21 protein-coding genes are annotated in these 25,857 nt (G+C 70.9%); 10 read left to right on the top strand and 11 right to left on the bottom strand.

Annotation, left to right across the window (positions count from 1 at the left end; genetic code table 11):
- Positions 1-28 precede the first annotated feature (28 nt).
- From GAS53_RS04685 to GAS53_RS04710, 6 genes are all read left to right on the top strand, one after another.
- Complete coding sequence (locus GAS53_RS04685; protein ID WP_151476127.1) at positions 29-817, top strand: SDR family NAD(P)-dependent oxidoreductase; 789 nt, start codon at positions 29-31, stop codon at positions 815-817.
- Positions 818-905: 88 nt separating this feature from the next.
- The gene (locus tag GAS53_RS04690) at positions 906-2,333 is read left to right on the top strand and encodes a coniferyl aldehyde dehydrogenase (RefSeq protein WP_225858726.1); all 1,428 of its coding nucleotides are present in this window, start codon (positions 906-908) and stop codon (positions 2,331-2,333) included.
- Between the two features lie 260 nt (positions 2,334-2,593).
- Positions 2,594-5,206 carry a class III lanthionine synthetase LanKC gene (lanKC, locus tag GAS53_RS04695; protein ID WP_151476128.1) on the top strand — a complete coding sequence of 871 codons (2,613 nt, stop codon included), beginning with the start codon at positions 2,594-2,596 and terminating at the stop codon, positions 5,204-5,206.
- A 7-nt stretch (positions 5,207-5,213) separates the two neighbouring features.
- Positions 5,214-5,333, top strand: coding sequence for a SapB/AmfS family lanthipeptide (locus tag GAS53_RS04700; RefSeq protein ID WP_151476129.1), 120 nt, complete (start codon positions 5,214-5,216; stop codon positions 5,331-5,333).
- Between the two features lie 76 nt (positions 5,334-5,409).
- Entirely contained in the window at positions 5,410-7,206 is a 1,797-nt protein-coding gene (locus GAS53_RS04705) for an ABC transporter ATP-binding protein (RefSeq protein WP_151476130.1), read from the top strand.
- Positions 7,203-9,149 (top strand): ATP-binding cassette domain-containing protein, encoded by a 1,947-nt coding sequence (locus GAS53_RS04710; protein ID WP_151476131.1) that lies wholly within the window; start codon positions 7,203-7,205, stop codon positions 9,147-9,149. The genes GAS53_RS04705 and GAS53_RS04710 overlap by 4 nt, the downstream gene beginning before the upstream one ends.
- 170 nt (positions 9,150-9,319) lie before the next feature.
- Here GAS53_RS04710 and GAS53_RS04715 read toward each other — a convergent pair whose 3' ends face one another.
- Entirely contained in the window at positions 9,320-9,925 is a 606-nt protein-coding gene (locus tag GAS53_RS04715) for a response regulator transcription factor (RefSeq protein ID WP_151476213.1), read from the bottom strand.
- Positions 9,926-10,153: 228 nt separating this feature from the next.
- Between GAS53_RS04715 and GAS53_RS04720 the strand changes: the two genes are divergently transcribed.
- The 3 genes from GAS53_RS04720 to GAS53_RS04730 all read left to right on the top strand — a co-directional run bounded on the left by GAS53_RS04720 (position 10,154) and on the right by GAS53_RS04730 (position 15,190).
- Positions 10,154-10,762 (top strand): TetR/AcrR family transcriptional regulator, encoded by a 609-nt coding sequence (locus GAS53_RS04720; RefSeq protein ID WP_151476132.1) that lies wholly within the window; start codon positions 10,154-10,156, stop codon positions 10,760-10,762.
- On the top strand, positions 10,759-12,381 hold the full coding sequence (locus tag GAS53_RS04725) for a CocE/NonD family hydrolase (protein ID WP_151476133.1): 1,623 nt from the start codon (positions 10,759-10,761) through the stop codon (positions 12,379-12,381). The genes GAS53_RS04720 and GAS53_RS04725 overlap by 4 nt, the downstream gene beginning before the upstream one ends.
- 253 nt (positions 12,382-12,634) lie before the next feature.
- The gene (locus tag GAS53_RS04730) at positions 12,635-15,190 is read left to right on the top strand and encodes a SpoIIE family protein phosphatase (RefSeq protein WP_151476134.1); all 2,556 of its coding nucleotides are present in this window, start codon (positions 12,635-12,637) and stop codon (positions 15,188-15,190) included.
- A gap of 26 nt (positions 15,191-15,216) precedes the next feature.
- Here the strand turns inward: GAS53_RS04730 and GAS53_RS04735 are convergent, their stop codons facing one another.
- The 10 genes from GAS53_RS04735 to GAS53_RS04780 all read right to left on the bottom strand — a co-directional run bounded on the left by GAS53_RS04735 (position 15,217) and on the right by GAS53_RS04780 (position 24,919).
- Positions 15,217-15,975: a YqjF family protein gene (locus GAS53_RS04735; RefSeq protein WP_225858728.1), complete on the bottom strand. Its 759-nt coding sequence runs from the start codon at positions 15,973-15,975 to the stop codon at positions 15,217-15,219.
- Between the two features lie 326 nt (positions 15,976-16,301).
- Complete coding sequence (locus tag GAS53_RS04740; protein ID WP_151476136.1) at positions 16,302-16,733, bottom strand: hypothetical protein; 432 nt, start codon at positions 16,731-16,733, stop codon at positions 16,302-16,304.
- Between the two features lie 239 nt (positions 16,734-16,972).
- Positions 16,973-18,511 carry a DEAD/DEAH box helicase gene (locus GAS53_RS04745; protein ID WP_151476137.1) on the bottom strand — a complete coding sequence of 513 codons (1,539 nt, stop codon included), beginning with the start codon at positions 18,509-18,511 and terminating at the stop codon, positions 16,973-16,975.
- Positions 18,512-18,798: 287 nt separating this feature from the next.
- Positions 18,799-19,002, bottom strand: coding sequence for a cold-shock protein (locus GAS53_RS04750; RefSeq protein ID WP_151476138.1), 204 nt, complete (start codon positions 19,000-19,002; stop codon positions 18,799-18,801).
- Positions 19,003-19,368: 366 nt separating this feature from the next.
- The gene (locus GAS53_RS04755; protein WP_151476139.1) at positions 19,369-19,746 is read right to left on the bottom strand and encodes a toxin Doc; all 378 of its coding nucleotides are present in this window, start codon (positions 19,744-19,746) and stop codon (positions 19,369-19,371) included.
- Positions 19,746-19,985, bottom strand: coding sequence for a hypothetical protein (locus GAS53_RS04760; RefSeq protein ID WP_192582954.1), 240 nt, complete (start codon positions 19,983-19,985; stop codon positions 19,746-19,748). Before GAS53_RS04760 ends, GAS53_RS04755 begins: the two co-directional genes overlap by 1 nt.
- Positions 19,986-20,066: 81 nt before the next feature.
- Positions 20,067-21,218, bottom strand: a complete 1,152-nt coding sequence (locus GAS53_RS04765; protein WP_151476140.1) for an XdhC family protein — start codon at positions 21,216-21,218, stop codon at positions 20,067-20,069.
- Positions 21,211-23,361 carry a xanthine dehydrogenase family protein molybdopterin-binding subunit gene (locus GAS53_RS04770; RefSeq protein WP_151476141.1) on the bottom strand — a complete coding sequence of 717 codons (2,151 nt, stop codon included), beginning with the start codon at positions 23,359-23,361 and terminating at the stop codon, positions 21,211-21,213. The genes GAS53_RS04765 and GAS53_RS04770 overlap by 8 nt, the downstream gene beginning before the upstream one ends.
- Entirely contained in the window at positions 23,358-24,350 is a 993-nt protein-coding gene (locus GAS53_RS04775) for an FAD binding domain-containing protein (protein ID WP_151476142.1), read from the bottom strand. The genes GAS53_RS04770 and GAS53_RS04775 overlap by 4 nt, the downstream gene beginning before the upstream one ends.
- Positions 24,347-24,919: a 2Fe-2S iron-sulfur cluster-binding protein gene (locus GAS53_RS04780; RefSeq protein ID WP_151476143.1), complete on the bottom strand. Its 573-nt coding sequence runs from the start codon at positions 24,917-24,919 to the stop codon at positions 24,347-24,349. Before GAS53_RS04780 ends, GAS53_RS04775 begins: the two co-directional genes overlap by 4 nt.
- Before the next feature lie 295 nt (positions 24,920-25,214).
- Here GAS53_RS04780 and GAS53_RS04785 point away from each other — a divergent pair, with 295 nt between their 5' ends.
- Positions 25,215-25,793, top strand: coding sequence for a TetR/AcrR family transcriptional regulator (locus GAS53_RS04785; RefSeq protein WP_151476144.1), 579 nt, complete (start codon positions 25,215-25,217; stop codon positions 25,791-25,793).
- The last annotated feature ends 64 nt before the right edge of the window (positions 25,794-25,857 follow it).

A 25,857-nucleotide genomic window follows, 5' to 3' on the forward strand; every position in this document is an offset into this window, starting at 1 on the left:
AGTGCAAGAGAGTGCGTAGAGTGCAGACATGAGCAAAATCGACTATCGCCGCCAGACCGTCATCGTCACCGGAGCCAGCTCCGGGCTCGGCGCGGAATTCGCCCGCCAACTGGCCCGTCGCGGCGCGGATCTCGTACTCGTCGCCCGCCGCGCGGACCGGCTCAAGGACCTGGCCGACGAGCTCACCCGCGCCCACGGCGTCACGGTGACCGTCGTCGCCCGCGACCTCGGCCGGCCCGACGCCGGCCGCACGCTGCGAGCCGAACTCGAATCCCGCGGCATCTACGCCACCGGACTCGTCAACAACGCCGGCTTCGGCACCCACAACGCCCTCACAGACGAGGACCCGGACCGCCTGCAGAGCATGATCGCGCTGAACGTCAGCGCGCTGGTCGACCTCAGCCGCGCCTACATCGACCCGCTGAACTCCGCCGACACCGGCATCCTGATCAACGTCGCCAGCCTGCTGGGCTTCCAGCCGACCCCGTACCTGAGCGTCTACGGCGCCACCAAGGCCTTCGTCCTCAGCTTCACCGAATCGCTGTGGGAAGAAAACCGTGGCACCGGCCTACGCGTCCTCGCCGTGTGCCCCGGCGCCACGAAGACCGAGTTCTACGACGCCGCCGGCAGCGAGACGGCCGACTACGGCGCGAAGCGAGTCACCCCCGACCACGTCGTCAGGACCGCCCTCGACACGCTCGACCGCCGCTCCGCGCCCCCGTCGGTGATCACCAACGGCCGCCCGCTCGCCCTCGCCAGCAAGGTCCTGCCGCGCCGCCTGATCGTCCGGTTCATGGGCCGCATGGCCCGCCGCTAACCGGAGGCCGCCGCTCTCGGCGACCCGCTCCACGTCCCAGGCGGCACTGCTCCTCCGTCGTCCCCACCAGCAGCAAAGGACCACCATCGTGACCATCACAGAAGTCACCCCACAGCCCACGGACGCGGAGCGCTTCGGCCATATCCTCGCTGTTCAGCGCGCTGCCTACCGCCGCGACGGCGCGCCCTCACTGGCGGCGCGGCGCAGCGAACTAAGCAGGTTCAAGGCGGCACTGATCGTCCGGCGCAGTGCCATCGAGGAGGCGATCAACACCGACTTCGGAAACCGCTCGCGCCACGAGACCGCGATGATGGAGCTCGGCGGCGTCGTCCAGGGCATCGACTACCTTCAGCGCAATCTCCGCCGGTTCATGCGCCCGACCGGCCGCCACACCGCCTGGCACATGCGTTTCGGAACCAACCGCATCGAGTACCAGCCGCTAGGAGTGGTCGGGGTCATCTCACCGTGGAACTATCCCGTCAACCTCTCCCTGATGCCGGTCGTCACCGCGATCGCCGCCGGCAACCGCGTCATGCTCAAACCGTCGAAGTTCACCCCGGCGACGAACACCGTGCTCGCGTCGATACTGAGCGAGCTCTTCCTACAAGAGCAGGTCACGATCGTCAGCGGCGACGGTGCCGCGTTCTCCTCCCTGCCCTTCGACCATCTCGTCTTCACCGGCAGCACCGAGGTCGGAAGAGCCGTGATGAAGGCGGCGAGCGAGAACCTCGTCCCCGTCACACTGGAACTGGGCGGCAAGTCCCCGACCATCGTCGCCAAGGGACACGTAACCGACCGGACCGTGTCCGACATCGTCTTCGGCAAACTCCTCAGCGGCGGGCAGACCTGCATCGCCCCCGACTACGCCCTGGTGCACGAGTCCGAGATCGACACCTTCATCGACAGCTACGACCAACTGGTGAAGACCGCCTACCCCGACGGCCCGACCAGCAAGGACTACACCTCGATCATCAACGACAAGCAGTACGCGATCCTCGCCGACCTGCTCGAAGACGCCCGCAGCCACGGGGCACGCATCATTGAGGTCGGTCACCGGCCGGGCGAGGCCGCCCACCGCCCGCACACCCTCGCACCGACCGTCGTGCTCGGCGTCACCGACGAGATGCGGATAGCCCACGAGGAGATCTTCGGCCCCATCCTCCCGGTCTTCCCCTACCGCGACATCGACGATGCCATCGACTACGTCAACGCACGACCACGACCGCTCGCGCTCTACTACTTCGGCAACAACGACGCGGACCGGCACAAGGTCCTCGACCGCACGACCTCCGGCAACGTCACCGTCAACGGCACCATCATGCACGTCGGGCAGGACGACCTTCCCTTCGGCGGCGTCGGCGCGAGCGGCATGGGCCAGTACCACGGGATCGAGGGCTTCCGGACGCTCAGCCACCCCAAGGGCATCTACGTGCAAGGCCGCTGGAACGCCGCCCGCCTCCTGTATGCCCCCTTCGGCAAGCGCACCGACGCTCTCCTCAACTTCTTCCTTCGCTAACCGGCGGCCTCCGAGCAGATTCAGCGGGACCCGACCATCCCTACAGGGATGTGAGGTTCGTACAGGCGGCCCATGCGAATCTCACGTTCGTCCGGTGACAGACGATCGATGTCCGTGCCCCTGCACTCTGCCATCGTAGGAGGTGAGAGGCGCCGGGAAGGCGGCAACAGCATCCCCGGCCCTCCGTTCTCCGCCCGGCGCCGCACCGCCGCCGCGAGGCACCCGCTCAAGGAGGAGAGCGCCCCTGACGGGAGGCTTCGGTGGACAAGCGGTACGAGGTGTACTGCCTCACGCACCCGCATTTCTACGACGCTCCGTCCCACCACCGGACGCGTGGCAGTTTCCGGCAGGCCCGGCACCCGCTCCCGGCGTCGTGGAAGCGCGAGGAACTCGGTGACTGGCTGGTCTGCCGTCCCGCCGACGCGGTGCTTCCGCCACAGGGCTGGAAAATCCACGTTTCGGCATGTCTGGACAACGCGCAGGCGATCCTGGACGCGGTGTGGGACTACTGCCTCCCGCACCGCGTCGCCTTCAAGTTCCTTCCCAGCGTGGACATCCTGTTCCTCGCCAACGCGAAGTACGCGCACCGCGGCTCCAGCGGGAAGTTCGTGACCGTCTACCCCGTGGACGAGGCCGAGTGCGAGCGCGTGCTCACCGAGCTGGGCACCGTCCTCGACGGCCGACCGGGACCGTACATTCTCAGCGACCTGCGCTGGGGGGCCGGTCCCCTCTACGTCAGATACGGGGCTTTCGCCGACCGGTACTGCGTGTCGGCCGACGGTGTGCTGGAGCAGGCGGTGGAGGATCCCTCCGGGCGTCTGGTGCCCGATCTCCGGGGTCCCACCTTTCAGGTGCCGGAGTGGGTGCGGCTGCCCGGATACCTCGAACCGCACCTCGCCGAGAGCCGGCAGACCACCGTCGCCGATCTGCCCTACCGGATCGACAAGGCGCTGCACTTCTCCAACGCCGGCGGCCTGTACGCCGCCGTGGACACGCGCACGCAGGAGCGCGTCGTCCTCAAGGAGGCTCGGCCCCACGCGGGTCTCACACCGGACGGCGCGGACGCCGTCACCCGGCTGGAGCGTGAGCGGGACGCCCTGGAACGGCTGCGCGGCCTGCCCTGCGTCCCCGCGCTCCGCGATCACTTCGAACTGGGCGGCCACCACTTCCTCGTCGAGGAGCTCATCGAGGGGGCGGCTCTGTACAACGAGTTCGTCAAGCGCTATCCGCTCGCCGCGCTGGCCCCCGCGGCCGCCGCCTTCGCCGACTACACCACCTGGGCCCTCGACATCCACCGGCAGGTGGAGGACGCGGTCGCGGCGGTCCACAAGCGGGGCATCGTCATCGGCGACGTGCACACGGACAACATCCTGGTCCGCCCCGACGGCAGGGTGGTGCTGATCGACTTCGAGGGCGCGTCGGACGTGGCGATTGCTCAGCACCAGGTTCTCGCCGCCCCGGGCTTCATCGCCCCGCCCGACGTCACCGGATTCGACATCGACCGGTACGCGCTGGCCAGCCTGCGGCTCTCCCTGTTCCTGCCGTTGACCGGCCTGATCGAACTGGACGGCGGCAAGGCGGGGCAACTTGCCAGGGAGGCCGCTCGACTGTTCCCGGTGCCCCACCGGTTCCTCGACGAGGCCGTACGCACCCTCACCGGCGACGGCGGCATCACCGCCGGAGCGGGCGACGAGCCCCGCCTGGAGGCCGACCAGTCGGGCTGGCTCCGCGCCAGGGAATCGATCGCTTCCGCCGTCCTCGCCTCCGCCACGCCCCAGCGCAGTGACCGGCTCTTCCCGGGCGACATCGAGCAGTTCATGATCCCGGGAGGCGGCCTGGACGTCGCCCACGGTGCTGCGGGCGTGCTGTACGCACTGGACGTGACGGGCGCCGGACGCCACCCCGACCACGAGGACTGGCTGATCCGGCACGCACTTCACCCGGAACCCGGCACCCGCCTCGGCTTCTACGACGGCCTGCACGGCGTCGCCCACGTCCTCGAACACCTCGGGCACCACGAGGAAGCCGTCAAGGTCCTCGACATGTGCCTGGGCGAGCGATGGGAACCCCTGCCCCTCGACCTCAACGGCGGCCTGTCCGGCATCGGGCTCAACCTGCTGCACTTCGCAGCCGCCACCGGCGACGCCGCCTGCCGTGACACCGCCTGCCGCGTGGCGGAAGCCGTCGCCGAACGCCTGGGTCCGGCCGACGGCGTACCGGAGACCAGCGGTGGCGCCCACCCGAGAGCGGGGCTGATGTTCGGGGCGTCCGGACCCGCGCTGCTGTTCCTGCGCCTATACGAGCGCAGCGGGGATCCGACCCTCCTCGACCTGGCCGCCACTGCGCTGCGCCAGGACCTGCGCCGCTGCGTCGTGCGCGAGGAGGGGTCCATGGAGGTGAACGAGGGCTACCGCACCATGCCCTATCTCGCCGACGGCAGCGTGGGCATCGCGATGGTGCTCGAGGACTACCTGGCCCACCGCGCCGACGAAGAATTCTCGACCGCCGCCGAAGCGATCCGCAAGGCCGCCAGGGCGTCCTTCTACATCGAGCCCGGGCTCTTCGACGGCCTCGCCGGGATGATCCTCCATCTCAGCCGCCCGCACCCGCCTGGCATCGCCGCCGCACGGGACCCCGTGGTCGCGGACCACGTTCGCCGCCTGGCCCGCCACGCCTGCCTGCTCGACGGCCGACTGGCGTTCCCCGGCGAGCAGTTGATGCGGCTGTCCATGGACCTGGCCACCGGCGGCGCGGGCGTTCTGCTCGCCCTGGGCGCCGCCTTCCACTCCCAGCCGGCCGGACTGCCGTTCCTGACCGCTGACCTGCCCGCTCATGACTACCCCGTCCCCACGCGAGTACCAGAGAGGAGGTGAGGACATCATGTCGCTCCTCGAACTGCAGGGCCTCACCATCGACACCGAGACCGGCCACCGCCCGCCGCCGGGCAGCCGCGCGAGCAAGGGCTGCGGAGGAAGCCGCCTCAGCCTGCTGTTCTGCTAGTCCTGACCACCACGGCGGGGACACTTCCAGTGTCCCCGCCCCGTCCGCTGGAACGGTACGACGACGGGAGCAGCCGGTGGACCGAGGCGCGGCGGACCGTCTGCTGCTGACGGCGGTCCGGCGGGGCGGTACCTGGGGCGGCGTCCTGGCCGCAACTTCCCTCCTGCTCGCCGGGCTCTACGTCGTACTGCCCGCCGTCATGGGCCGCACGGTCGACGCCGTCCTCGGGCGCGGCGACTCCACCCTGTGGCTGACCCTGTCTGCCGTCGCCGTGGCACTGCTCGTGGTGTGCGACGCCGCGGACGACTACGCCGGCGCCGTCGCCAACTCCCGCTCCACGGCATGGCTCCGGCACACCCTGCTCGGCCACGTCCTCGACATGGGCACCCGTGCCACTCGCCGCTACACCCCCGGAGACCTGGTGGCCCGCCTGGTGGGCAACACCGCCCGGGCCGGCAGCGCCCCGGCGGGCCTGGTGTGGGCGGTGACCGAACTGGTCCCTCCGGTCGGGGCGGTGGTGGCCCTGGCTCTCATAGACCCCTGGCTGTGCCTCACCTTCCTCGCCGGACTTCCGCTGGTCGTCCTGGTGGTCCGCGCCTTTGTCCGCGACGTCTCCGACCTCAACGACCGCTACTTCGCCACGCAGGGCCGGATCGCCGCCCGGCTCGTCGACGCCCTCACCGGAATCCGCACCATCACCGCCGCCGGGACCACGGCCCGTGAGACCGGCCGGGTGCTGGAGCCGCTGCCCGAACTGCACCGCCACGGCATGGGGATGTGGCGCGCGTTCGCCCGGGTCTCCGCACGGGACGCGACGATCGTCCCCCTGCTGGAGGTCGCCGTACTGGCGGTGGCCGGACTGGAGCTCGCCCGGGGCCGCATCACACTGGGTCAGATGCTCGCCGCGAGCGAGTACGTCCTGCTGGCCACCGGCGTGAGTTCGCTGGTGGCCTCGGTGAACCGGCTTGCCTTCGCGCGCGCCACCGCGGGCCGGGTGGCCGAGGTGCTGGGCGAACCCATGGTGGCCTACGGCGACGCGCGGCTGCCCGCTGCCGGCGGCGGCCGTCTGGAGTTCCACCGGGTGACCATGCGCACCGCCGAAGGCGACGCCGTGCTGGACGGCGTCGACCTGGACCTGCCGGCAGGGTCCCTCATCGCCGTCGTGGGGCGCTCCGGATCCGGCAAGTCCCTGCTGGCCGCGCTGGCCGGGCGGCTGACCGATCCGGACGAGGGCGAGGTGCGGTTCGACGGAGTGCCGCTGCGCGACATGGACCGCGCGGAGCTGCGGCGGGGCGTCGCGTACGGCTTCGAACGCCCGGTGCTGCTGGGCGACACCTTCGCCGACGCGATCGGGTTCGGGCCACGGAGGCCTTCGGACGCGGAGGTATCGGCCGGGGCCGTCGGCGCGCGCGCCGACACCTTCATCCGGACCATGCCCGAGGGGTACCGCACCCGGCTCAGCACAGCACCGCTGTCCGGTGGGGAAACCCAACGGGTCGGCCTGGCACGGGCGTTCGTACAGGCCGGCCCGCACGGCCGTCTCCTCGTGCTCGACGACGTGACGGCCAGCCTCGACACCGTCACCGAGCACCACATCAGCCAGGTGCTCACCGGGGCCGGGGCCCTGGCCGACCGTACGCGACTCGTCGTGACCCACCGGGCCTCCACCGCCGCTCGCGCGGACCTCGTCGTCTGGCTAGGGGCGGGCCATGTCCAGGGTCAGGGCACTCACCGGGAACTGTGGGCAGAGCCGGAGTACCGGGCCGTCTTCTGTCCGGAACCGGAGCACCACGAGAGCGTGCTTCCGGACCCGGAGCCGGAGGTCGACGAGGGCGTGCTTCCTGAACCGGAGTTCCATGGGGGCGTGCGGTGATCCGGGGGGCACGTGGGCTGTTGCGCTCCGCGCTGCGCACGCGGCGCCGGGAGTTCGTCCGGCTCACCGGCTGGTCGCTGCTCCAGGCCGTGCCCGCGCTGCTGTCCGGCTGGCTGGTCGCCCGCGCCGTCGACGACGGCTTTCTCGCCGGTCGCAGCGCGGAGGGCCTTGCCTGGCTGGGGCTGCTGGCCTGCGCCGTCCTGGTCGGCGCGTGGGGCACCCGCCGGGCCACGCTCGAACTGGCCGGGGTCGTCGAGCCGTTCCGCGACGACCTGGTCACCCTCGTCACCACCGGTACGCTGCACCGCTCCGCCTCCTTCGGTCAGCCCGCCGACACGGCCGGTGTGGCACGGCTGACCGAGCAGGTGGAGATCGCCCGCGAGTCGTACGGGGCGGTCGTGATGTTCGTGCAGACCTTCACGGTGACGGCGGTGAGCGTGCTGCTCGGGCTGGCCGCACTCGATCCCGCCCTCCTGCTGTTCGTGATGCCGCCCCTGGCGGCCGGGCTCGGACTCTTCCTGCTGGCCCTGCGGGCGCTGGCGGCCCGGCAGCGGGCGGTCGTCCTCGCCGACGAGGCCATCGCCGAGCACGTGAGCGCGGTGGCCGACGGCTTGCGGGACGTGGCGGCCTGCGGCGCCGAGGACCTCGTACGCGACCGGGCCGGCATCCGCATCGATGCGGCGGCGAGCGCGGCCCGCGCCCTGGCCCGGCTCGCCGCCCTGCGGACCGCCGCGCTGGGCGTCGGCGGCTGGCTGCCGATCGTGCTCATCCTGGCCGGGGCCCCTTGGCTGGTCCGAGGCGGCCTGACGGTCGGCGCCATCCTGGGCGCGCTGACCTACGTTTCGCAGAGCCTGCAACCGGCCCTGCGAGGCTTCGTCCAGGGCGTCGGTGGCAGCGGGCTGTGGCTGCTGGTCACCCTCGGCCGGATCATCGAGGCGGCGGACCCGTCGCCCACGGCGGTGGCCGGGGCACCGGCGGCGGACGCGCCCCGAGCCACCGGTATCGAGCCGGACAACGTCCCGCCCGCGACCGCCGGTTCGGACATGCCTGGGGCCTCCCGCCCCTCACCCGCGACGGTGACAAGAACACCGGGGACAGCCCCGCCCCGAGCCACCAACGCCGAGCCGGACAACGTCCCACCCGCAGCCGCCGGTTCGACGAAGCCCGCAGTGATGAGCGGTGTGTCGGGGGGAGTGCAGCCGGGGGACGGCGGTGTCGAGCTGCGCGGTGTCACCTTCGCCTACGCCCGCTCCGCCGAACCGGTCGTCCGGGATCTCGATCTCTCCCTCGCGCCGGGCACCCACCTGGCGGTTGTCGGGCCCAGCGGGGCCGGCAAGTCCACTCTCGCCGCGCTCATCGCCGGAGTGCTCGACCCGCAGGCAGGCCATGTCCGCCTGGGCGGTGTCCCGGTCCGGTCCCTGGACAGCGGCCGGCTGTCCCGGTCCCGCGTGCTGATCCCGCAGGAGGCGTACGTCTTCGCCGGCACCCTGCGTGAGAACCTCACCTACCTCCACCCCACGGTCACCCCGCCCGACCTCGACGCGGCGGTCAGCGCCATCGGCGCGGGACCGCTCACCGAACGCCTCGGCGGCTACGACGCACCCGTGAACCCGGCCCAGCTCTCCGCCGGTGAACGTCAGTTGGTCGCTCTCGTCCGCGCCCTGCTGCCGCCCGCCCGCTTGGTTCTGCTGGACGAGGCCACCTGCCACCTCGACCAGGCCGCCGAGGCGGTCGCCGAGCGGGCCTTCGCCCGCCGCCCGGCCACCCTTGTCGTCTGCGCCCATCGGATCAGTTCCGCCCTGCGCGCCGACCTCGTCCTCGTCATGGACGGCCCGCGCTGCCGCCTCGGCACGCACGACCGGCTGATGGCCGACTGCGCCCTCTACCGCGACCTGATCGGCCACTGGGACCACGTGGCGGCCGACGCTCAGGCCCGATCCTGATCTGCAGTGCCGGGTCGGCGGCTGAGCCAAAGCGGAGCGGCCGCTGTCGAAAAGGAGAGCGCGCGGAGATCGTGAGGGACGAGCCATCGAGCACGGTCGACTGTCGACAGTGGCTGAGCGAAGCGGCGGCGAAGCGGCGGCGAAGGCGCCCTCAAAAAAGGGAGGGCGCCCTACAGCCACCCCGACTCCCGGGCGATCCGGATCGCGTCGATGCGGTTGCGCGCCCCGGTCTTCCTGGAGACCGCGTTGAGGTGATTGCGGACCGTGCCCACCGACAACGACAGCCGGTCGGCGATCTCACGCGTCGGCGTGCCGTCCGCCGCCAGCCGCAGAACCTCCAGTTCCCTCGAGGTCAGCGGGCTCTCCGCCGAGGAGAGCGCCAGCAGCGCCAGTGACGGATCGATGAACCGCTCGCCCGCCGCCACCTTGCGGATCCCCTGAGCCAGGATGTCGCAGGGGCCGTTCTTACTGATGAGGCCCGCGACACTCAGCGCCAGCGCCTGTCGCAGATACTCAGGGGTCGCCTTGCCGGCCACCAGCAGGGTCCGGCAATCCGGCAGCCGCGCCGCCAGCTCCAGCGAGATGCCGAGCGCCTCGTCCTCATCGCCGTCGACGTCGATGACGACCACATCGGGCTGGCACCACAGCGCCCGCGGGACGGTCTGATGGTGCCCCGGTGATGCCGCGACCACGTCGATGTCCTCCTCACGTGTCAGCAGGGCAGCCAGTGCCCCGCGCACCAGGTCTGTCTCCTCGACGAGAAGAACACGGATCAACATCGCTCCCGCCCGGCCGTACGCGGCCTCCATCGCGCGGACGCGTCCCGGACACTCCGACGACGCTGTACGAAGTATCTCCAGTTATCTACCCAATTGCCGGAAGCCGCCCCGCCCGGCCTCTGAAGCCGCCGTCGGCCCCGGTATGCGCTTCGATCTCCCGAGCCCAGGCCTTCGCCACCCTCTTTTACATTTGTCCCGTTATTTACACGTGTCTACCATTAGGCCATGCAGCCCGAATCCACCCGGGAACCCCGCAGCCAGGACCGCCGCGTGCTGCGCTCGCGCTCCGCTCTGATGGCCGCCGCCGAACGCCTGGTGTCCGAGCGCGGCACTACGGACATCCCCGTCAAGGACCTGGCCGAGGCGGCCGATGTGAGCCGGCAGCTGGTCTACCTCCAGTTCGGCGACCGTGACGCCCTGCTCGTGGAGACGGCGGCCGACCTGGTCCGACGGGAACTGGTCACGCAGGCCGGCGACGACACCGACGCGGCTGCGGGCGTGTCGACGATGGCGCGGCACTTCGCGAGGCACCGGGGCTACTACCGGGCGATGCTCACCGGCTCGTGCGCGTTCGCCATGACCCGGACGCTGAACAGCCTGTTCGGCTCCGCCAACGAGAAGGCCGTAGGGCAGCTGTTCGACGAGCTGGACGATCAGACGACGCGGGATCTGACGGCGTTCGTCGCGGGCGGCACCGGCGCGGTGGTCAACGACTGGCTGACAGACGGCGACGATCCCCTCGACCCCGAGGAACTGACACAGCGCCTGCTCCGCCTCGCGTCGGTCTTCGCCGGCAGCAGCCACACCCCCACAGACGGAGGCCCCGTCCGATGAAGCTCAGCAGTCACCTCGTCCAGCGCATGCTGCACCTGCCCCCGCCCCTTACCAGGGACCTGGCCGTCGAACGCGACCTGCGTGTGCCCATGCGCGACGGAGCCGAACTGCTGGCCGACCGCTGGGCCCCCAGATCCGGCGGCCACGGCCTGCCGACCGCGCTCGTCCGCATCCCCTACGGCAGGTCGGGCATGATCGCCGCGCAGTTGGTCCGGCCGCTGGCCGAGCGTGGCTACCAGGTGCTGGTCCAGAGCACACGCGGCACCTTCGGATCCGGTGGCGACTTCGATCCGCTGCGCTGCGAGCGTGAGGACGGCCTGGACACCCTGGACTGGCTGGTCAAACAGCCCTGGTGCGGGGACGCGGTCGTGCTCTACGGCGGCAGCTACCTCGGCTTCACCCAGTGGGCAGTGGCCGGCCAACTGCCGCCCCAGGTCAAGGCGATGATCCCGTCGGTGTCCGAATCCGCCTTCACCCTGGAGTTCCTCCGCAAGGAGTCGTTCGCCCTGGAGGCGACGCTCGGCTGGGGCCTCCAGGTCGCCGAGCAGGAACGCCGGTTCGCGCTGCTGCGCCAACTGCTGCGGATCCGCAAGGAACGGCACGCCTGGTACACGCTGCCTCTCAGCCAGGCCGACACCGCGGCCATCGGCCGCCCCTCCGACTATTTCCAGAACGTCATCACCCACGACGCCGACTCGCCGTTCTGGCAGGTCCTCGACCACAGCCACCGCCTCGCCGACAGCACCGTTCCGGTCAGCACGGTCGGCGGCTGGTACGACATCTTCCTCCCCGGCCAGATCCGCGACTACCGGACATTGCAGGACGCCGGACGGAGTGCCCGACTCACCGTCGGACCCTGGGCGCACATCTCCCTGGGCGTGGGGGAAGTGGCGACGGCCGAGGCCCTCGACTTCGGACTGGCCCACGCCTACGGCGAAAGGCCGACCGATCGCGCGCCGGTCCGCCTGTTCGTGATGGGCGAGGAGCAGTGGCGCGACTTCCCGTCCTGGCCGCCGCCGGGATACGAGCCGCGCCGTTTCCACCTCCAGCCGGGCGGTGCCCTGTCCGTCGAGAAGCCCGCCGAATCAGCGCCGGACGGCTACCGCTACGACCCGGCCGACCCCACCCCGGCCGTCGGCGGCGTACGTATGGCAGTCGGCGTGAAATCGGGCCGTGTCGACAACACCACGCTCGAAGCACGCCCCGACGTCCTCGTCTACACCACCGCCGCCCTCGACCAGGACGCTGAGGTGATCGGCGAGATCAACGCCGAGATCTGGTTCCGCTCCAGCCTTCCGTACGCCGACGTGTTCGTCCGACTGTGCGACGTCGACGGTGAAGGCCGCTCGACCAATGTGTGCGACGGCCTCACCGGCCTGACCGGCGCCGACCAGACCGCCCGGGCCGAGGTGCGGCTGTGGCCGACGGCGTACCGCTTCAAGCGCGGCCACCGCATCCGCCTCCAGGTCTCCAGTGGCGCCTTCCCCCGCTACAACCGCAACCCCGGCACCGGCGAACCCCGCGCCACCGCCACCGCCCTCCGCATCGCCCACCAGCAGGTCTTCCACGACCCGGCACACCCCTCCGCGGTCGTCCTCCCGGTACGGGAAGCGGGCTGACCACCGTCGGCTGACACACACGTGCCGCCGCATTCAGTCCGTCCCTTCCACGGCAGGACATCCCACTTCAGGGCCGGAGCAAGGGCTTAGACCACGGGTCCCTACACGGACCGAGGGATGTTCCAGGCCGCGCAGGCCCCGGTACCCTCTCCGGGTCCATAGGCGAAGTTCCTCGCCCGGGTGCAGGCGGAGGGCGTCGTGGCGCATTCTTGCTGTGTCAGCCACTTGGCGGCGCACGGACGAGGTAGGGCCGATGACTGGGAGAGCCGAGCACGACACCCGGACGCCCGGACGCCTGGCCACGCTGCTGACCGGGATCACCATGGAGGCGATCAGCGCGGCCGGCGGCTTCGCCGGGGGCGTGTACTTGCGCTCCAGTACGCCCGGACTGCTGCGGCTGGCCGTGCTCTCGGGGCTGCCCGGGCCGTTGTTCCGCCCCTGGTGGCGCCTGCATGTGGACCGCCGGTTCCCCGTCGCCGACGCCTACCGGCTGGGAGTCCAGGTGGTGCTCCCGGACGCCACGGAGACGATGCGCCGCTACCCCCAGTTCGCGGCGGGTCTGCCGTTCCAGTTCGGGTCCGTGTACGTGCCCGTCGTGGGAGAGTCGACGACCTACGGCGTACTGACCCTCCTGCGTCCTTCGGTGTCGGACGCCACCGAGGTGCTGCCCGACCGTGACCGCATGGCGCAGTTGGCCGAGGATCTGGGCGCGGCTCTTCGGAGCCTGGAGGACAGCGCTGGGCCGCAGGTCGCATGGGACGGCGAGCCGCTGTGCGTGCGGCCACCGTCCGCCGGCCCTCCTGTCGAGCGCATCGGGCGTTTCACCTGGGATCCTGCGACGGATGTCGTGACCACGGACAACCGTCTGCATGCCCTGCTCGGCGTGACGCCGGAGAACTTCGCCGACACTCCGCAGGCGCTGGCGGACGCCGTGGCCGCAGCCGACGCGCAGCAGATCCTGACCGCCCTGAGGGAGACGGCCGCAGGAAGACCGCCGCCCCTGCCCCTGCAGGTGCACACCGCCGTCGGCACCCTGCGGTTGCTGGAACTCTGGACCCCGCACGAGGCGTCCGTAGCGTCCGGCCCGTACCCGGTCCGCGGCTTGGTCCTCGATCCGGGCAGCGGCTCGGCGGCCGACGGAGCGGCCGACCTGCTCCCGGAGGGCGTGTTCTGCCTCGACCGGCTGGGCCTGATCGTCTACGCGAATCGACGGGCCACGCAGCTCCTGGGCCGACCGCGGACACAGCTTCTGGGCCGCCCCCTGGGAGAGGGAGTGCCGTGGCTGGACCGGCCTGCCTACGAGGACCATCTGCGCGAAGCCCTGCTGTCACCGGACCCGGTGCACTTCCATGTCGTACGGCCTCTCCAAGACGGTGAGAAGCCGCCGTCGGAGTCTCACGGGGGTGATTGGCTCGCGCTCTCCGTCTATCCCGGTCCCGACATTCTGACCTGCAAAGTGGTGCCGGCGAACCGGGTGGAGGATCCGCTTCCCGACCCCGCGCCCCCACACGAGAGTCCTGAAACGGCCGCCATGCCCCAGGCCGACGGATCCGCGGCCGAAGTCACCTCCATGGCTCCGCTGTACCGTCCGATCGTCCTCGCGATCGCGCTGACGGAGGCGGTCACCGCCCGCCAGGTGTCCGCGGTCGTGATGCAGGAACTGCTGCCGGCCTTCGGCGGCCGCCGGCTCGCCATCTACCTGCTGCAGGACCGGCACCTGTATCTGGCCTGGGAAACGGGTTTCCCCAAGGGATTCCTCGCCCCGTTCGAAGGGGTGGGTCTCGACACCCGGCTGCCCGGCGTCGAGACTCTCACCAGCGGCCGGCCGATCTTCTTCGAGTCGATGCACCAGCTCGCGGCCGCGTACCCCGGTATCCCGCTCGACGCGACGGAGGGCGCCCGCGCTTTCCTGCCCCTCATCGCCTCCGGACGCCCGGTCGGATCCTGCATCCTGGGCTTCGACCGCCCCCGAGGCTTCAGCACCGAGGAACGCACCGTGCTCACCGCGCTCGCCGGACTGATCGCCCACGCCATGGAGAAGGCGCAGCGCTACGACTCCGAAGCCGCCCTAGCACGCGGTCTTCAGCAGGCCCTCCTCCCCCGGCGCCTGTCGTCACACCCGCAGGTGGAGACCGTCGGGCGCTATCTGCCGGGCACGCAGGGGATGGACGTGGGAGGGGACTGGTACGACGTCGTCGAGTCCGGGGACGGTCTGGCCCTGGTCATCGGCGACGTCCAGGGACACGGCGTGCAGGCGGCCGCCACCATGGGTCAACTACGCAGCGCTGTACGGGCCTTCGCGCTCGGTGACCGTCCGCCCGACGAGGTCCTCAGCGGCACCAACCACCTCCTGATCGACCTCGATCCCGGCCAGTTCGCCAGCTGCTGCTACATCCGGCTGGATCCCGTCACCGGTCTGGCCCGGGTGGCCCGGGCAGGGCATCCGCCACCGATCATCCGGTACCCGGACGGCCGTACCCACATCCTGGACATCCCCGGCGGTGTCGTACTCGGAGTCGACCCGCAGGCCCAGTACCCGGTGACGGAGTTGCAGCTGGAGCCCGGCGCCATCCTCGCGCTCTACACGGACGGGCTGGTCGAGCGGCCCGGCGTCGACATCGACGAGGGCATCACCGCGCTGCGCGTGGCCCTGGCCCGGGCCGGTTCCCCCGCCGCCCGCCCGGGCCGGCGTTCACTGGCCGGTGTCGCCGACCGGCTCACCGCCACGGCCCGGCATGTCGCCGACCGCCCCGATGACATCGCGCTGCTGCTCACCACCCGTCGTCCGACGCCCCGGCACCGCCACTGAGCCGACGGCACTCCCCCGTACGGAACTCACCTGCGCGGAGGGCCTGCCACGGCGCGGCCGAGACGTACGGGAACGCCCGGGGAGTACAGCACGCTCACCGGTTCCTCGGAGGGCGCCGGTATCCCGGCCGACTCGATGAGGTTCTCCTCGTACGCGACCAGCGTCGCCCGGTGCAGCGGCCAGCGCGGATGGTCGTTCGGCAGGAACCCGGCGTCGCCGAAGAACGGCTTGTGCATGCCCCACCGGGCGGTCAGGAAGTGTTCAAGACCGGTCGGCTCGGTTATGCGCTCCCCGGGCCTGACGAGGAGCCGACTGTGCGCACCGCGCGGTCCCGGCAGGCGCCGCGCACTGGTGTAGCCGACCGTGTCCTCGCGGGTCCGCACGGACATCCGGGACCACACGTACGGCAGCCGGAAGGCAAGACGCCCCATGAGCACCGGCACGAGCCGGGACGCGTCCATGGAGCGGAAGACCACGCCGCGCCGCCCGTACGCGTCCACCGAGTACAGGCGCACATTGGTCTCCGGGAAGGAACCGAAGTACGGCACCCCCGGCAGGCGCAGCCAGCCCACCCGATGCATCCGGAACGCGACCAGGCCGACGAACGTGACGCCATCGACGGTGTCGGGGGTGGTGCCGGTCGGTAGCAGTCCCGCCACGGCCGCCGGATCCACGGCCCAGTGCACGAATGTGAGGTCCAACCACTGCTGGGTGAGCAGGGGACGGTGGAGTGCGACCGGGGCATCGGGCGTGATCGGTTCCGGCACGGAAGAGGTGATCGACACGAGCGCCAGCATCGCAGGGCCCTGCCCGGGGCACGGCGAAAAGGCATGCCGTGTGACGAGTCTGGCACCGGCACGCACCCTGCGGGGAGGAGACCCCGCGGCCCGGAACAGGCACGCCCGTGCCTCCTGTGGGCATGGCGGGGCAGTGGCCGCCCGTCGCACGCCCTGAGGTGCGCCTGCTCTCACCCGCAGTTCGCACGAACGCGGCTCACCTCGCGTACGGCTGCCCCTGACCAGGCGTGAGTTCCGGGATACCGAGCAGGCCGGCGCCCTGCCCATGTCTCGCCGCTGTCCGCCACACCCGGGGCCGGATGCCGCGGCGCGTATCAGACATCGGTGGGCAAGCCGCTGACCTCTGCGATACCTCGCAGCTCCTCGTCCTGCCGGTGCCGTTCACCGATGAAGTCGGCGATCTCCCTGCACCGGGCGGGATCGGCCGCGGTGCCCGAATCCGTGACGACCCTGATGGGTCCGGTCTCCTCGGTCTCGATCTCGACGATCTGGTTGTCCAGACGGCCCGTGACGGCGACCGCCACGACGAGGGACGCCTCGTCACGGATCTCCTGCGAGACGCTGGCACCATCCGGGCCTTCCAGACTCAACTCGATCGTTCCCGCACGTTGCTCCTCCATTGCCTCGAGCACTGGTTCGACCATACGAAGCAGCAGCGCGTAGTCGGCTGGAGCCATACGGGCGCGCAGTAGGTCGAGATAGAGGTCCACGGGCCGACCTTCGGGCGAAAACTCTGATTCGCTCATGGGACTCGACTTCCCCGATGTGGGCGATGTGATCGCATCTGTCTCCACAATGGTGGATCTCCGCGCCCACCGCCGCTCGGCATCGTCCACCGTGATCCCTGTGACCTGCGGTCGTAGCGACCCCGGCTGGGCACGTGATGCTCATGCGCAAGCGGGATTCACCCGTTCGGTCCCCCTCCGCCGGGCAGGGGGACCGAGGACAAGCGACAAGCGAGGCTTTCAGCTCGCGCTCGGCCCTGCTAGGCGCCGCGACGAACCCGGGCTGCCTTGCGGGCCTCGGCTGTCTGGCGGGCCTCGGCGGACCGGCGGGACTCGCCACCGGCACGCCCGGCCCGGCCCGGGCGGGTGCCCATGCCACGGAAGGGGGCACCGCCGCGCTGGGGGCGCTCCGCGGCCGGCGCGCTACCGCTGAGGGGAACGCCGGAGGGCGCCTGGGCGCCGGTGATGCGGCTGAGCTCGGCCTCGCCGGAGCGGACCTGGGTGATCTGCGGCCTGATGCGGGCGTCCGACAGCAGACGGGTCATGTCACGGCGCTGGTTGGGCAGGACGAGGGTGACGACGCTGCCGGACTCGCCGGCACGGGCCGTACGGCCGCCGCGGTGCAGGTAGTCCTTGTGGTCGCTGGGCGGGTCGACGTTGACGACGAGGTGGAGGTCGTCGACGTGGATGCCGCGGGCGGCGACGTTGGTGGCCACCAGCACCGTGACGTGACCGGTCTTGAACTGTGCCAGGGTGCGGGTGCGCTGGGGCTGCGACTTGCCGCCGTGCAGCGCCGCCGCCCTCACGCCGCTGCTCAGCAGGTGCCTGGTGAACTGGTCGACGGCGTGCTTGGTGTCCAGGAACATCATGACGCGCCCGTCACGGGCGGCGATCTCTGTGGCGGTGGCGTGCTTGTCGGCGCCGTGCACGTACAGCACGTGATGCTCCATCGTGGTGACCGCGCCCGCCGACGGGTCGACCGAGTGGACCACCGGGTCATGGAGATAGCGACGGACCAGGAGGTCGATATTGCGGTCCAGCGTGGCCGAGAAAAGCATGCGCTGGCCGTCGGGCCGCACCTGGTCGAGCAACTCGGTGACCTGGGGCATGAAGCCCATGTCGGCCATCTGGTCCGCCTCGTCCAGGACGGTGATGTCCACCCGGTCCAGGCGGCAGTCCTTGCGCTCGACGAGATCCATGAGGCGGCCCGGAGTCGCGACGACGACCTCGACACCGCCCCGCAGTGCGCCGGCCTGCCGGCCGATCGACATCCCGCCGACCACGGTGGCCAGCCGCAGCTTCAGCAACCGGGCGTACGGGGTGAGCGCATCGGTGACCTGCTGGGCCAGCTCACGCGTGGGGACGAGGACCAGGGCCAGCGGTTTCCGGGGCTCGGCACGCCGCCCGGCCGTGCGGACGAGGAGCGCCAGTCCGAAGGCGAGCGTCTTGCCCGAGCCGGTGCGCCCGCGGCCCAGGACGTCCCGGCCCACGAGGGAGTTCGGCAGCGTGGCGGCCTGGATCGGGAACGGCTCGTTCATGCCGAGGCTGGTGAGCATCTCCAGCAACTCGGCGGGAAGGCCCAGTTCACCGAAGGTCGAAACCGCCGGGAGGGCCGGGGTGACCGTGACCGGCGGCGTGAACTCGCCCTGCACCGCGGAGGGACGGCGTCCGTTGCCGCCCGAACGGGCGACAGGGCGCCCCTGGCTCTGCGAGCGGGAGCGGCCGCTTCGGTCGGAACCGGAAAAGCCGTCCTTGCGGGCGTTGGAAAAACGGTCGTTCGTGCGAGCCGATCGGTTCATGAAGAACCTTCCTCGATATGGCACGTATCGAGGAATTCCCGGCGGATATGAGCCGAATGAATTGCAAGAACGAGCCGATGTAGGACCAAACGAAACCGGCCGTACCGACGCGGCGCATGAGGGCAGCCGTCATCAAGCGGCCGGGAATGTCCCGGAATGGGAGAGCGGGGCAGGTTACGGAGGGGGCCTGGGCCGCGGCCCCCGCCGGGCCAGGGGCAATCCCTGGAGAAAGCAGCAAGCTGGGGCCCACCGCAAGGTGGGCCCCAGCTGCCTCGTACGCTTGAGCGTCAGGCGGGAGTGATGTTCTCCGCCTGCGGGCCCTTCTGGCCCTGAGTGACGTCGAAGTTCACCTTCTGGCCCTCCTGCAGCTCACGGAAGCCGGAGGACGCGATGTTCGAGTAGTGGGCGAAGACGTCCGGGCCGCCGCCGTCCTGCTCGATGAAGCCGAAGCCCTTTTCCGAGTTGAACCACTTGACGGTTCCAGTAGCCATGTCATATCCCCTTCGGGGCAGTATTCCGGGGCCCACACTGTGTGGACCCCCGTGCCGCCGCAATGAACCCGTCCGGAAAGAGCGCCGGAAATACAAAAGTGCCCGACGATATGAAATCGTCCAAGGCACTTGAAGTCTTCGGGAACCACAACTGCAACTGGATCAAGACTATCACGGCACGCCCATCCGGCAACGGCTGAACCGCTCCACCGGAACGCGCTTGACGACGGATGGCGGGCCCGGCCCCGGACCCCGCCGATGGGGCGCGCACCGGCGGCCGCCACGCGGGGGGCCGCTCCGTGACGGACGCCGGGCACTCCGCCCCAAGTGGCCACGGCACGGCGACCCTTCAGAAGAGAGCCCGTCTCATACCTTCCAGGACCTCAGCTGGTCGGCGACGGCGCGGACTCCGACGCGGGTGTCGCGGATCTTGCGTACGAGGTCGGACAGCGCGCCATAGGGAGGGTCGATGCCCTCTCCCGACTGGTCCATGTACTGAGCGGCGACGAACGCGGCGTACAGGCTGTTGCGGTTCGGGAGCGGTTCCAGGCGCACGATGGTGTGCATCAGCGCAGCCGCGCGCCAGGCGGCGTCCGGATCGGCCGCGGCCAGGGTCGGCAGCTTGGTCTTGTGCCGGGCTACGGCCGCCACGAGCGCGGAGTAGTCCGAGACCGACATGTCCTCGCGGACCAGAGCGACCTCCTGGATATCGAGCAGCCAGGAGACATCGACGTGGAGGTGCATCAGGCAGCCGCGGACCCGTCGTGACTCTCGGAGGCCGGCACCTCGTCGGGGAACGCCTCGTCGAACTCGCCGCGCAGCCGGTCGGCCCATTCGGCGGCGCCGGCCACGAACTGCCGACGCTGCATCTCACGGACGCCGAGATCATGCAGGTACTGCTTGAGGCTCTTTCCTTCGGCGGCGGCGGCCGCGCGCACACCCTCGAGCTCGTCGTCGGTGAACGACACATTCAGTGATGGCATACAGGGATGGTACCTAGTTGGTACCTGTAAGGCGAGCCGCGACCGTGCGTCACTCCTTCCTGCCCGTGCCTTGCCATGGGTTCACGCGGCCGCCACGGCACCGCGCTCTCCCCCGTCACGGTGAATCGGCGTCCCCGAGCCGGTCAGCGGAACGCCCGTGCCGCCCCGGCGGGCCGCGACGATCTCCGCCGCGATGGACAAGGCGGTCTCCTCGGGCGTACGGGCACCGAGGTCGAGGCCGATCGGCGACCTCAGGCGGGCCAACTCCCGTTCATTCAAGCCGACTTCCCGCAGTCGGCGCTCGCGGTCCGCGTGCGTGCGCCGCGAGCCCATCGCGCCGATGAACGCGGTCGGCAACCGCAGCGCCGCCTTCAGCAGGGGTACGTCGAACTTGGCGTCGTGGGTGAGGACGCACAGGACCGTGCGTTCGTCGGTCGTCGTGCGCCGGAGATAGCGGTGCGGCCAGTCGACCACGATGTCGTCGGCCTCGGGGAAGCGGGCCCGGGTGGCGAAGACGGGGCGGGCGTCGCACACGGTCACGTGGTAGCCGAGGAACTTGCCCGCGCGCACGAGCGCCGCGGCGAAGTCGATCGCGCCGAAGACGATCATGCGGGGCGGTGGCACGCTCGACTCGACGAGCAGCGTGAGGCCACCTGGGCAGTGCGATCCGTCCTCCGTTAGCTCGACCGTGCCGGTGCGTCCGGCGTCCAGCATGGCCCGGGCCTCGGCCGCCGCCGACCGGTCCAGCTTCGCGTGGCCGCCGAGACTGCCCTCATACGATCCTTTCGAGCCATCGGGGCCCACGAGCAGTGCCCTGCCGAGGAGTTCGGCCGGGCCCCGGGCGACCCGGGCCAGGGCCGTCGGTTCGCCCCCGGCGGCGGTCGAGAGCGCCGACACGAAGACCGTCCTGAAAGGCGAGTCCGTACCGACCGGCGTGACCATGACGTCGATGACTCCGCCGCAGGTCAGGCCGACCGCGAAGGCGTCCTCGTCGCTGTAGCCGAACCGTTCGAGGACGGTCTCGCCGGTTTGGAGTGCCTCAACACACAGGTCGTACACCGCTCCTTCCACGCAGCCGCCGGAGATCGAGCCGATGACCGTGCCCGCGCTGTCGACGGCGAGGGCGGCGCCGGGGCCGCGTGGCGCGCTGCCGCCGACGGACACGACGGTGGCGACGGCGAAGTCCCGGCCCTCCTCGGCCCAGCGGTTCAGCTCCTCGGCGATGTCAAGCATCCGGAGCTCCCGTAACCGCTTCCCCGCCCGCCGCCAGGACGCGGTCTGGCCGGATGGGCAGACTCCGGTGGCGTACGCCGGTCGCGTGCCAGACCGCGTTGGCGATCGCCGCCGCGGCGCCCACGATGCCGATCTCGCCGATGCCCTTGATCCCGACCGGGTCGTCCGGGTCCGGGTCGTCCACCCAGTCCGCCTCGATGAGCGGTACGTCGGCGTGGGTGGCGACGTGGTAGCCCGCGAGGTCGGCGCCGTAGTGGCCGCCCGTGGCCTGGTCCCGGACCGCCTCTTCGTGCAGGGCCATGGAGATGCCCCAGGTCATTCCTCCGACGAACTGGTTGCGGGCCGTGAGCGGGTTGACGATCCGGCCCGCCGCGAAGATGCCGAGCATGCGGCGCACGCGTACCTCGCCGATGGCGGGGTCCACGGCGACCTCGGCGAACTGTGCCCCGAAGGAGTGCCGTTCCTTCTGGGCCAGGGCGCCGATGGCCTCGGAGGTGTCCGACCGCACCGTGATCCCCTCCGGTGGGAGACCGGCGCTCAGGGCGAGTCGTTGCCGGAGCTCGTCGGCCGCGGCCGTGACCGCCCACGCCCAGGAACGGGTGCCCATCGAGCCGCCGGCGATCATCGCCGGTCCGAAATCGCTGTCTCCGATGCGCACTTGGACACGGTCAGGTGCCACCTGCAGCGCGTCGGCGGCGATCAGGGTGAGCGCGGTCCGTGCCCCGGTTCCGATGTCCGACGCGTTGATCCGCACGGTGAAGGTGCCGTCCGCCTCCGCCGTCATGGCCGCCGTGGACGGCATGGCTCCCGCGGGGAAGGAGGCCGCCGCCGTGCCGGTGCCCAGCAGCCAGCGCCCTTCCCGGCGCAGACCGGGACGCGGGTCCCGGTCCGCCCAGCCGAACCTGCGGGCGCCCTCCCGGAAGCAGGTGAGCAACTCGCGGCTGCTGAACGGCAGTCCGGACACGGGACCCCGCTCGGGCTCGTTGCGTACGCGCAGCTCGATGGGGTCGATGCCGCACTTCTCGGCGAGCTCGTCTAGCGCCGCTTCCAGCGCGAACGACCCCGGCGCCTCTCCCGGGGCGCGCATCCAGGTCGGCGTGGGCACGTCGAGCCGTACAAGGCGGTTGGCCGTGTGGTGGGCGTCGGCGTCGTACATCACCCGTCCCACTCCGGCGCTCGGTTCGATGAACTCGTGCACGGTCGAAGTGAGGCTCAGAGAGCGGTGGTCGAGCGCGCGCAGCCGCCCATCGGTGTCGGCGCCGAGCCGGATGCGCTGTGTCGTGGGACTCCGGTAGCCGGCGAGCGCGAACATCTGACGGCGGGTCATGACGACCCGGACCGGGCGCTGGAGGACGGTCGCGGCCATCACGGCGGCCACCTGGTGCGCGCGGACCCCCTTGCTCCCGAAGCCGCCACCGACGTGTTCGGACCGCACGCGCACCGAGGCCGGGTCGAGCGAGAGCAGCTTCGCCAGCTCGTCGGCGACCCACATGGTGCCCTGGTTGGAGTCGACGACTTCGAGTCGGCCGCCGTCCCAGAGGGCGGTCGCCGCGTGCGGCTCCATCGGGTTGTGGTGCTCTTCAGGTGTGGTGTACTCCGCGTCGATGACGACGGCGGAGGCGGCGAGTTCTGGCTCCAGTTCCCCCTTCTCCGTCACCGCCGGCATGTGCGCGTCCAGCGGGTAGGCGTCCGGGTGTTCGCCGGAGAACGCCACATCGTGCGGCTCCTCCTCGTAGTGCACCACCAGCGCCTCGGCGGCCTCCCTGGCCTGTTCGGACGTCTCGGCGACGACCAGGGCCACCGGCCAGCCCACGTGCGGCACCCGGTCGTGCTGGAAGACGGCCGCGGTCGGGTCCGGCGGGACTCCCAGCATGCCGACGTAGTCGCTGTCGACACGCGGGGCGTTCTGGTGGTGCAGGACGGTGAGCACGCCCGGCATCCCGAGAACGGGCGCGGTGTCCATCGAGCGGATACGGCCACGGGCGACGGTCGACAGCGCCAGCCACCCGTAAGCGAGTTCGGCGAAGGGGATCTCTCCCGCGTAGCGGGCCGCTCCGGTGACCTTGTCGCGGCCCTCCACGCGGGTGTGCGCGGTGCCGACGGAGCCCTTCGCCGTCGTGGTCCCGGTCGTGGCGGTGGTCATCGGGTGCTCTCCTCGGTGAGTTCGGTCAGCACGGCCACCACGAGGTTGCGCATCAGGGTCACCTTGTAGGCGTTGTGCGGCAGCGGCTCCGCGGCCGCGAGTTCGGCGTCCGCGGCGGCGGCGAAGGTTGCGGCGTCGGCCGGTGCCCCGGTCAGTACGCGTTCGGCCGCCCGGGCGCGCCACGGCCGGGACGCGACCGCGCCGAAGGCCAGGCGTACGTCGCGTACGACGCCGTCCCGGACATCGAGGGCGGCGGCGATCGAGCCGATCGCGAACGCGTACGAGGCGCGCTCGCGTACCTTCCGGTAGCGCGAGAGGACGGTAACCGGGGCAGGCGGCAGGGTAACGCCGGTGATCAGTGCTCCCGGCGGCAGGGCGGTCTCCAGGTGCGGGGTGTCGCCCACGGGCAGGTAGAACTCGGTGAGCGGCAACTCGCCTGGCCCGTCGGCCGTTTCGTACGTCACGACGGCATCGAAGGCCGTCAGTGCCACGCCCATGTCCGAGGGGTGGGTGGCTACGCAGTGCTCGGAGGCGCCCAGGATGGCGTGGTTGTGGTGCTCGCCCTCGATGGCGGGGCAACCGCTGCCGGGGACGCGCTTGTTGCAGGGTTTGGTCACGTCGGCGAAGTAGCCGCAGCGGGTGCGCTGGAGCAGATTGCCGCCGACCGTGGCCATGTTGCGCAGTTGCCCGGAGGCGCCGGCCAGCACGGCCTGCGTCAACGCCGGGTAGCGGCGGCGTACTTCGGGGTGGACGGCGAGGTCGCTGTTGGTGACGGTCGCGCCGATGCGCAGACCGCCGTCGTCCGTCAACTCGATCTTGTCCAGCGGGAGTTCGCGTACGTCGACCAGCCGGGCGGGCCGCTCGACACCGGTCTTCATCAGGTCGACGAGATTGGTGCCGCCGCCGAGGACGCGCGCGTCCGGATCGGCATCGAGGAGCGCGACCGCGCCGGAGACGTCGAACGCGCGCTGATATCCGAATTCCTTCATGCCGCAGCCTCCGCGGTCTCTGTGGTCTCCGCCTCGGCTGCGGCCGCGCGGGCGACCGCCTGGACGATGGACACGTACGCGCCGCAGCGGCACAGGTTGCCGCTCATCCGCTCCCGGATTTCGTCCGCGGTCAGCGGTGGTGGCCCGGCTTCGGGACGGACGTCATCGGTGACGGCGCTCGGCCAGCCCGCCGCGTGTTCCTCGATGACGGCGACGGCCGAACAGATCTGCCCAGGGGTGCAGTAGCCGCACTGATAGCCGTCCAGGTCGAGGAACGCCTGCTGCACCGGGTGCAGTTGGTCGCTCTCGGCCATGCCTTCGATGGTGGTGATCTCACGTCCCTCGGCCGCCACCGCGAGTTGCAGGCAGGCCACGGCCCGGCGCCCGTCGAGCAGGACGGTGCAGGCACCGCACTGTCCCTGGTCGCAGCCCTTCTTGGTGCCGGTCAGATCGAGGCGCTCGCGCAGTGCGTCGAGCAGGGTGGTGCGGTGGTCGACGGACAGCGTGTGCTTCTCGCCGTTGATGTTCAGGGTGATGGCACTGAATGTCGACGAGGGGGCTGGGGCCATGATCAGCCTTCTTTCGCAGATCCGGAACACGTCGAGGGGACGCTCCGGCAGTCAGTCGAATCGGGAGACGTATCGCGAGACAAAGAGAGAGGGCGATGTACGTAGCGATGTGGCTTCGGAACCATGCAGGATGCGGAGAAGGCACGCCGGTGACGACGGTCACCGGCTGCCCGCGCAGGCCGCGCCCACCGCTATGGTGAGCACAACCGGACAGCTGTCCGCTCTCGAAAAAACGTAGCGGACAGCTGTCCGGTTAAGCAAGGCCGGGATTCGGCCACGACCGTGAGGAGGACGAGTGCAGCAGAAGAAGGACGCACCTCTGCGCTCGGACGCGCAGCGAAACCGCGAGCGCATCCTGGAAGTGGCGCTGGCCGAGCTGACACGTTCCGCAGACGCCCCGCTGAGTGTGATCGCCAAGCAGGCGGGCGTCGGGCAGGGCACGTTCTACCGCAACTTCCCCAATCGCGAGGCGCTCGTCCTCGAGATCTACCGCCACGAGATGCAGCAGGTCGCCGACGCCGCGGCCGAACTGCTCGAGACCCGGGAACCCGCCCAGGCTCTGCGCGAGTGGATGGACCACCTCGCCCGGTTCGCCATGGCCAAGGCCGGCCTGGCCGACGCGATCCGCCAGGCCACCAGCGCGCCGGGGGGCCCGGCGAAACCGGGGCACACCCCGGTGACCTCCGCGACCGAACTCCTGCTCCGCGCCAACGAGCAGGTCGGCACCATCCGTCCGGGAGTGACCGCGGACGACTTCATGCTCGCCATCGCCGGCCTCTGGCAGATCGATCCCGGCGGCGACTGGCAACCGCGCGCCACCCGGCTCCTGGACCTCGTCATGGACGGACTGCGCGCGGGAGCACCCGGGCGGTGAGCGCTGCCCGGTCAGGGGGCGGCGAGACTACGGTCCGCGACGGGCTCCGGTGGTTCCCGACGGC

It is taken from the genome of Streptomyces albicerus (assembly GCF_008905045.1).
Classification (GTDB): domain Bacteria; phylum Actinomycetota; class Actinomycetes; order Streptomycetales; family Streptomycetaceae; genus Streptomyces; species Streptomyces albicerus.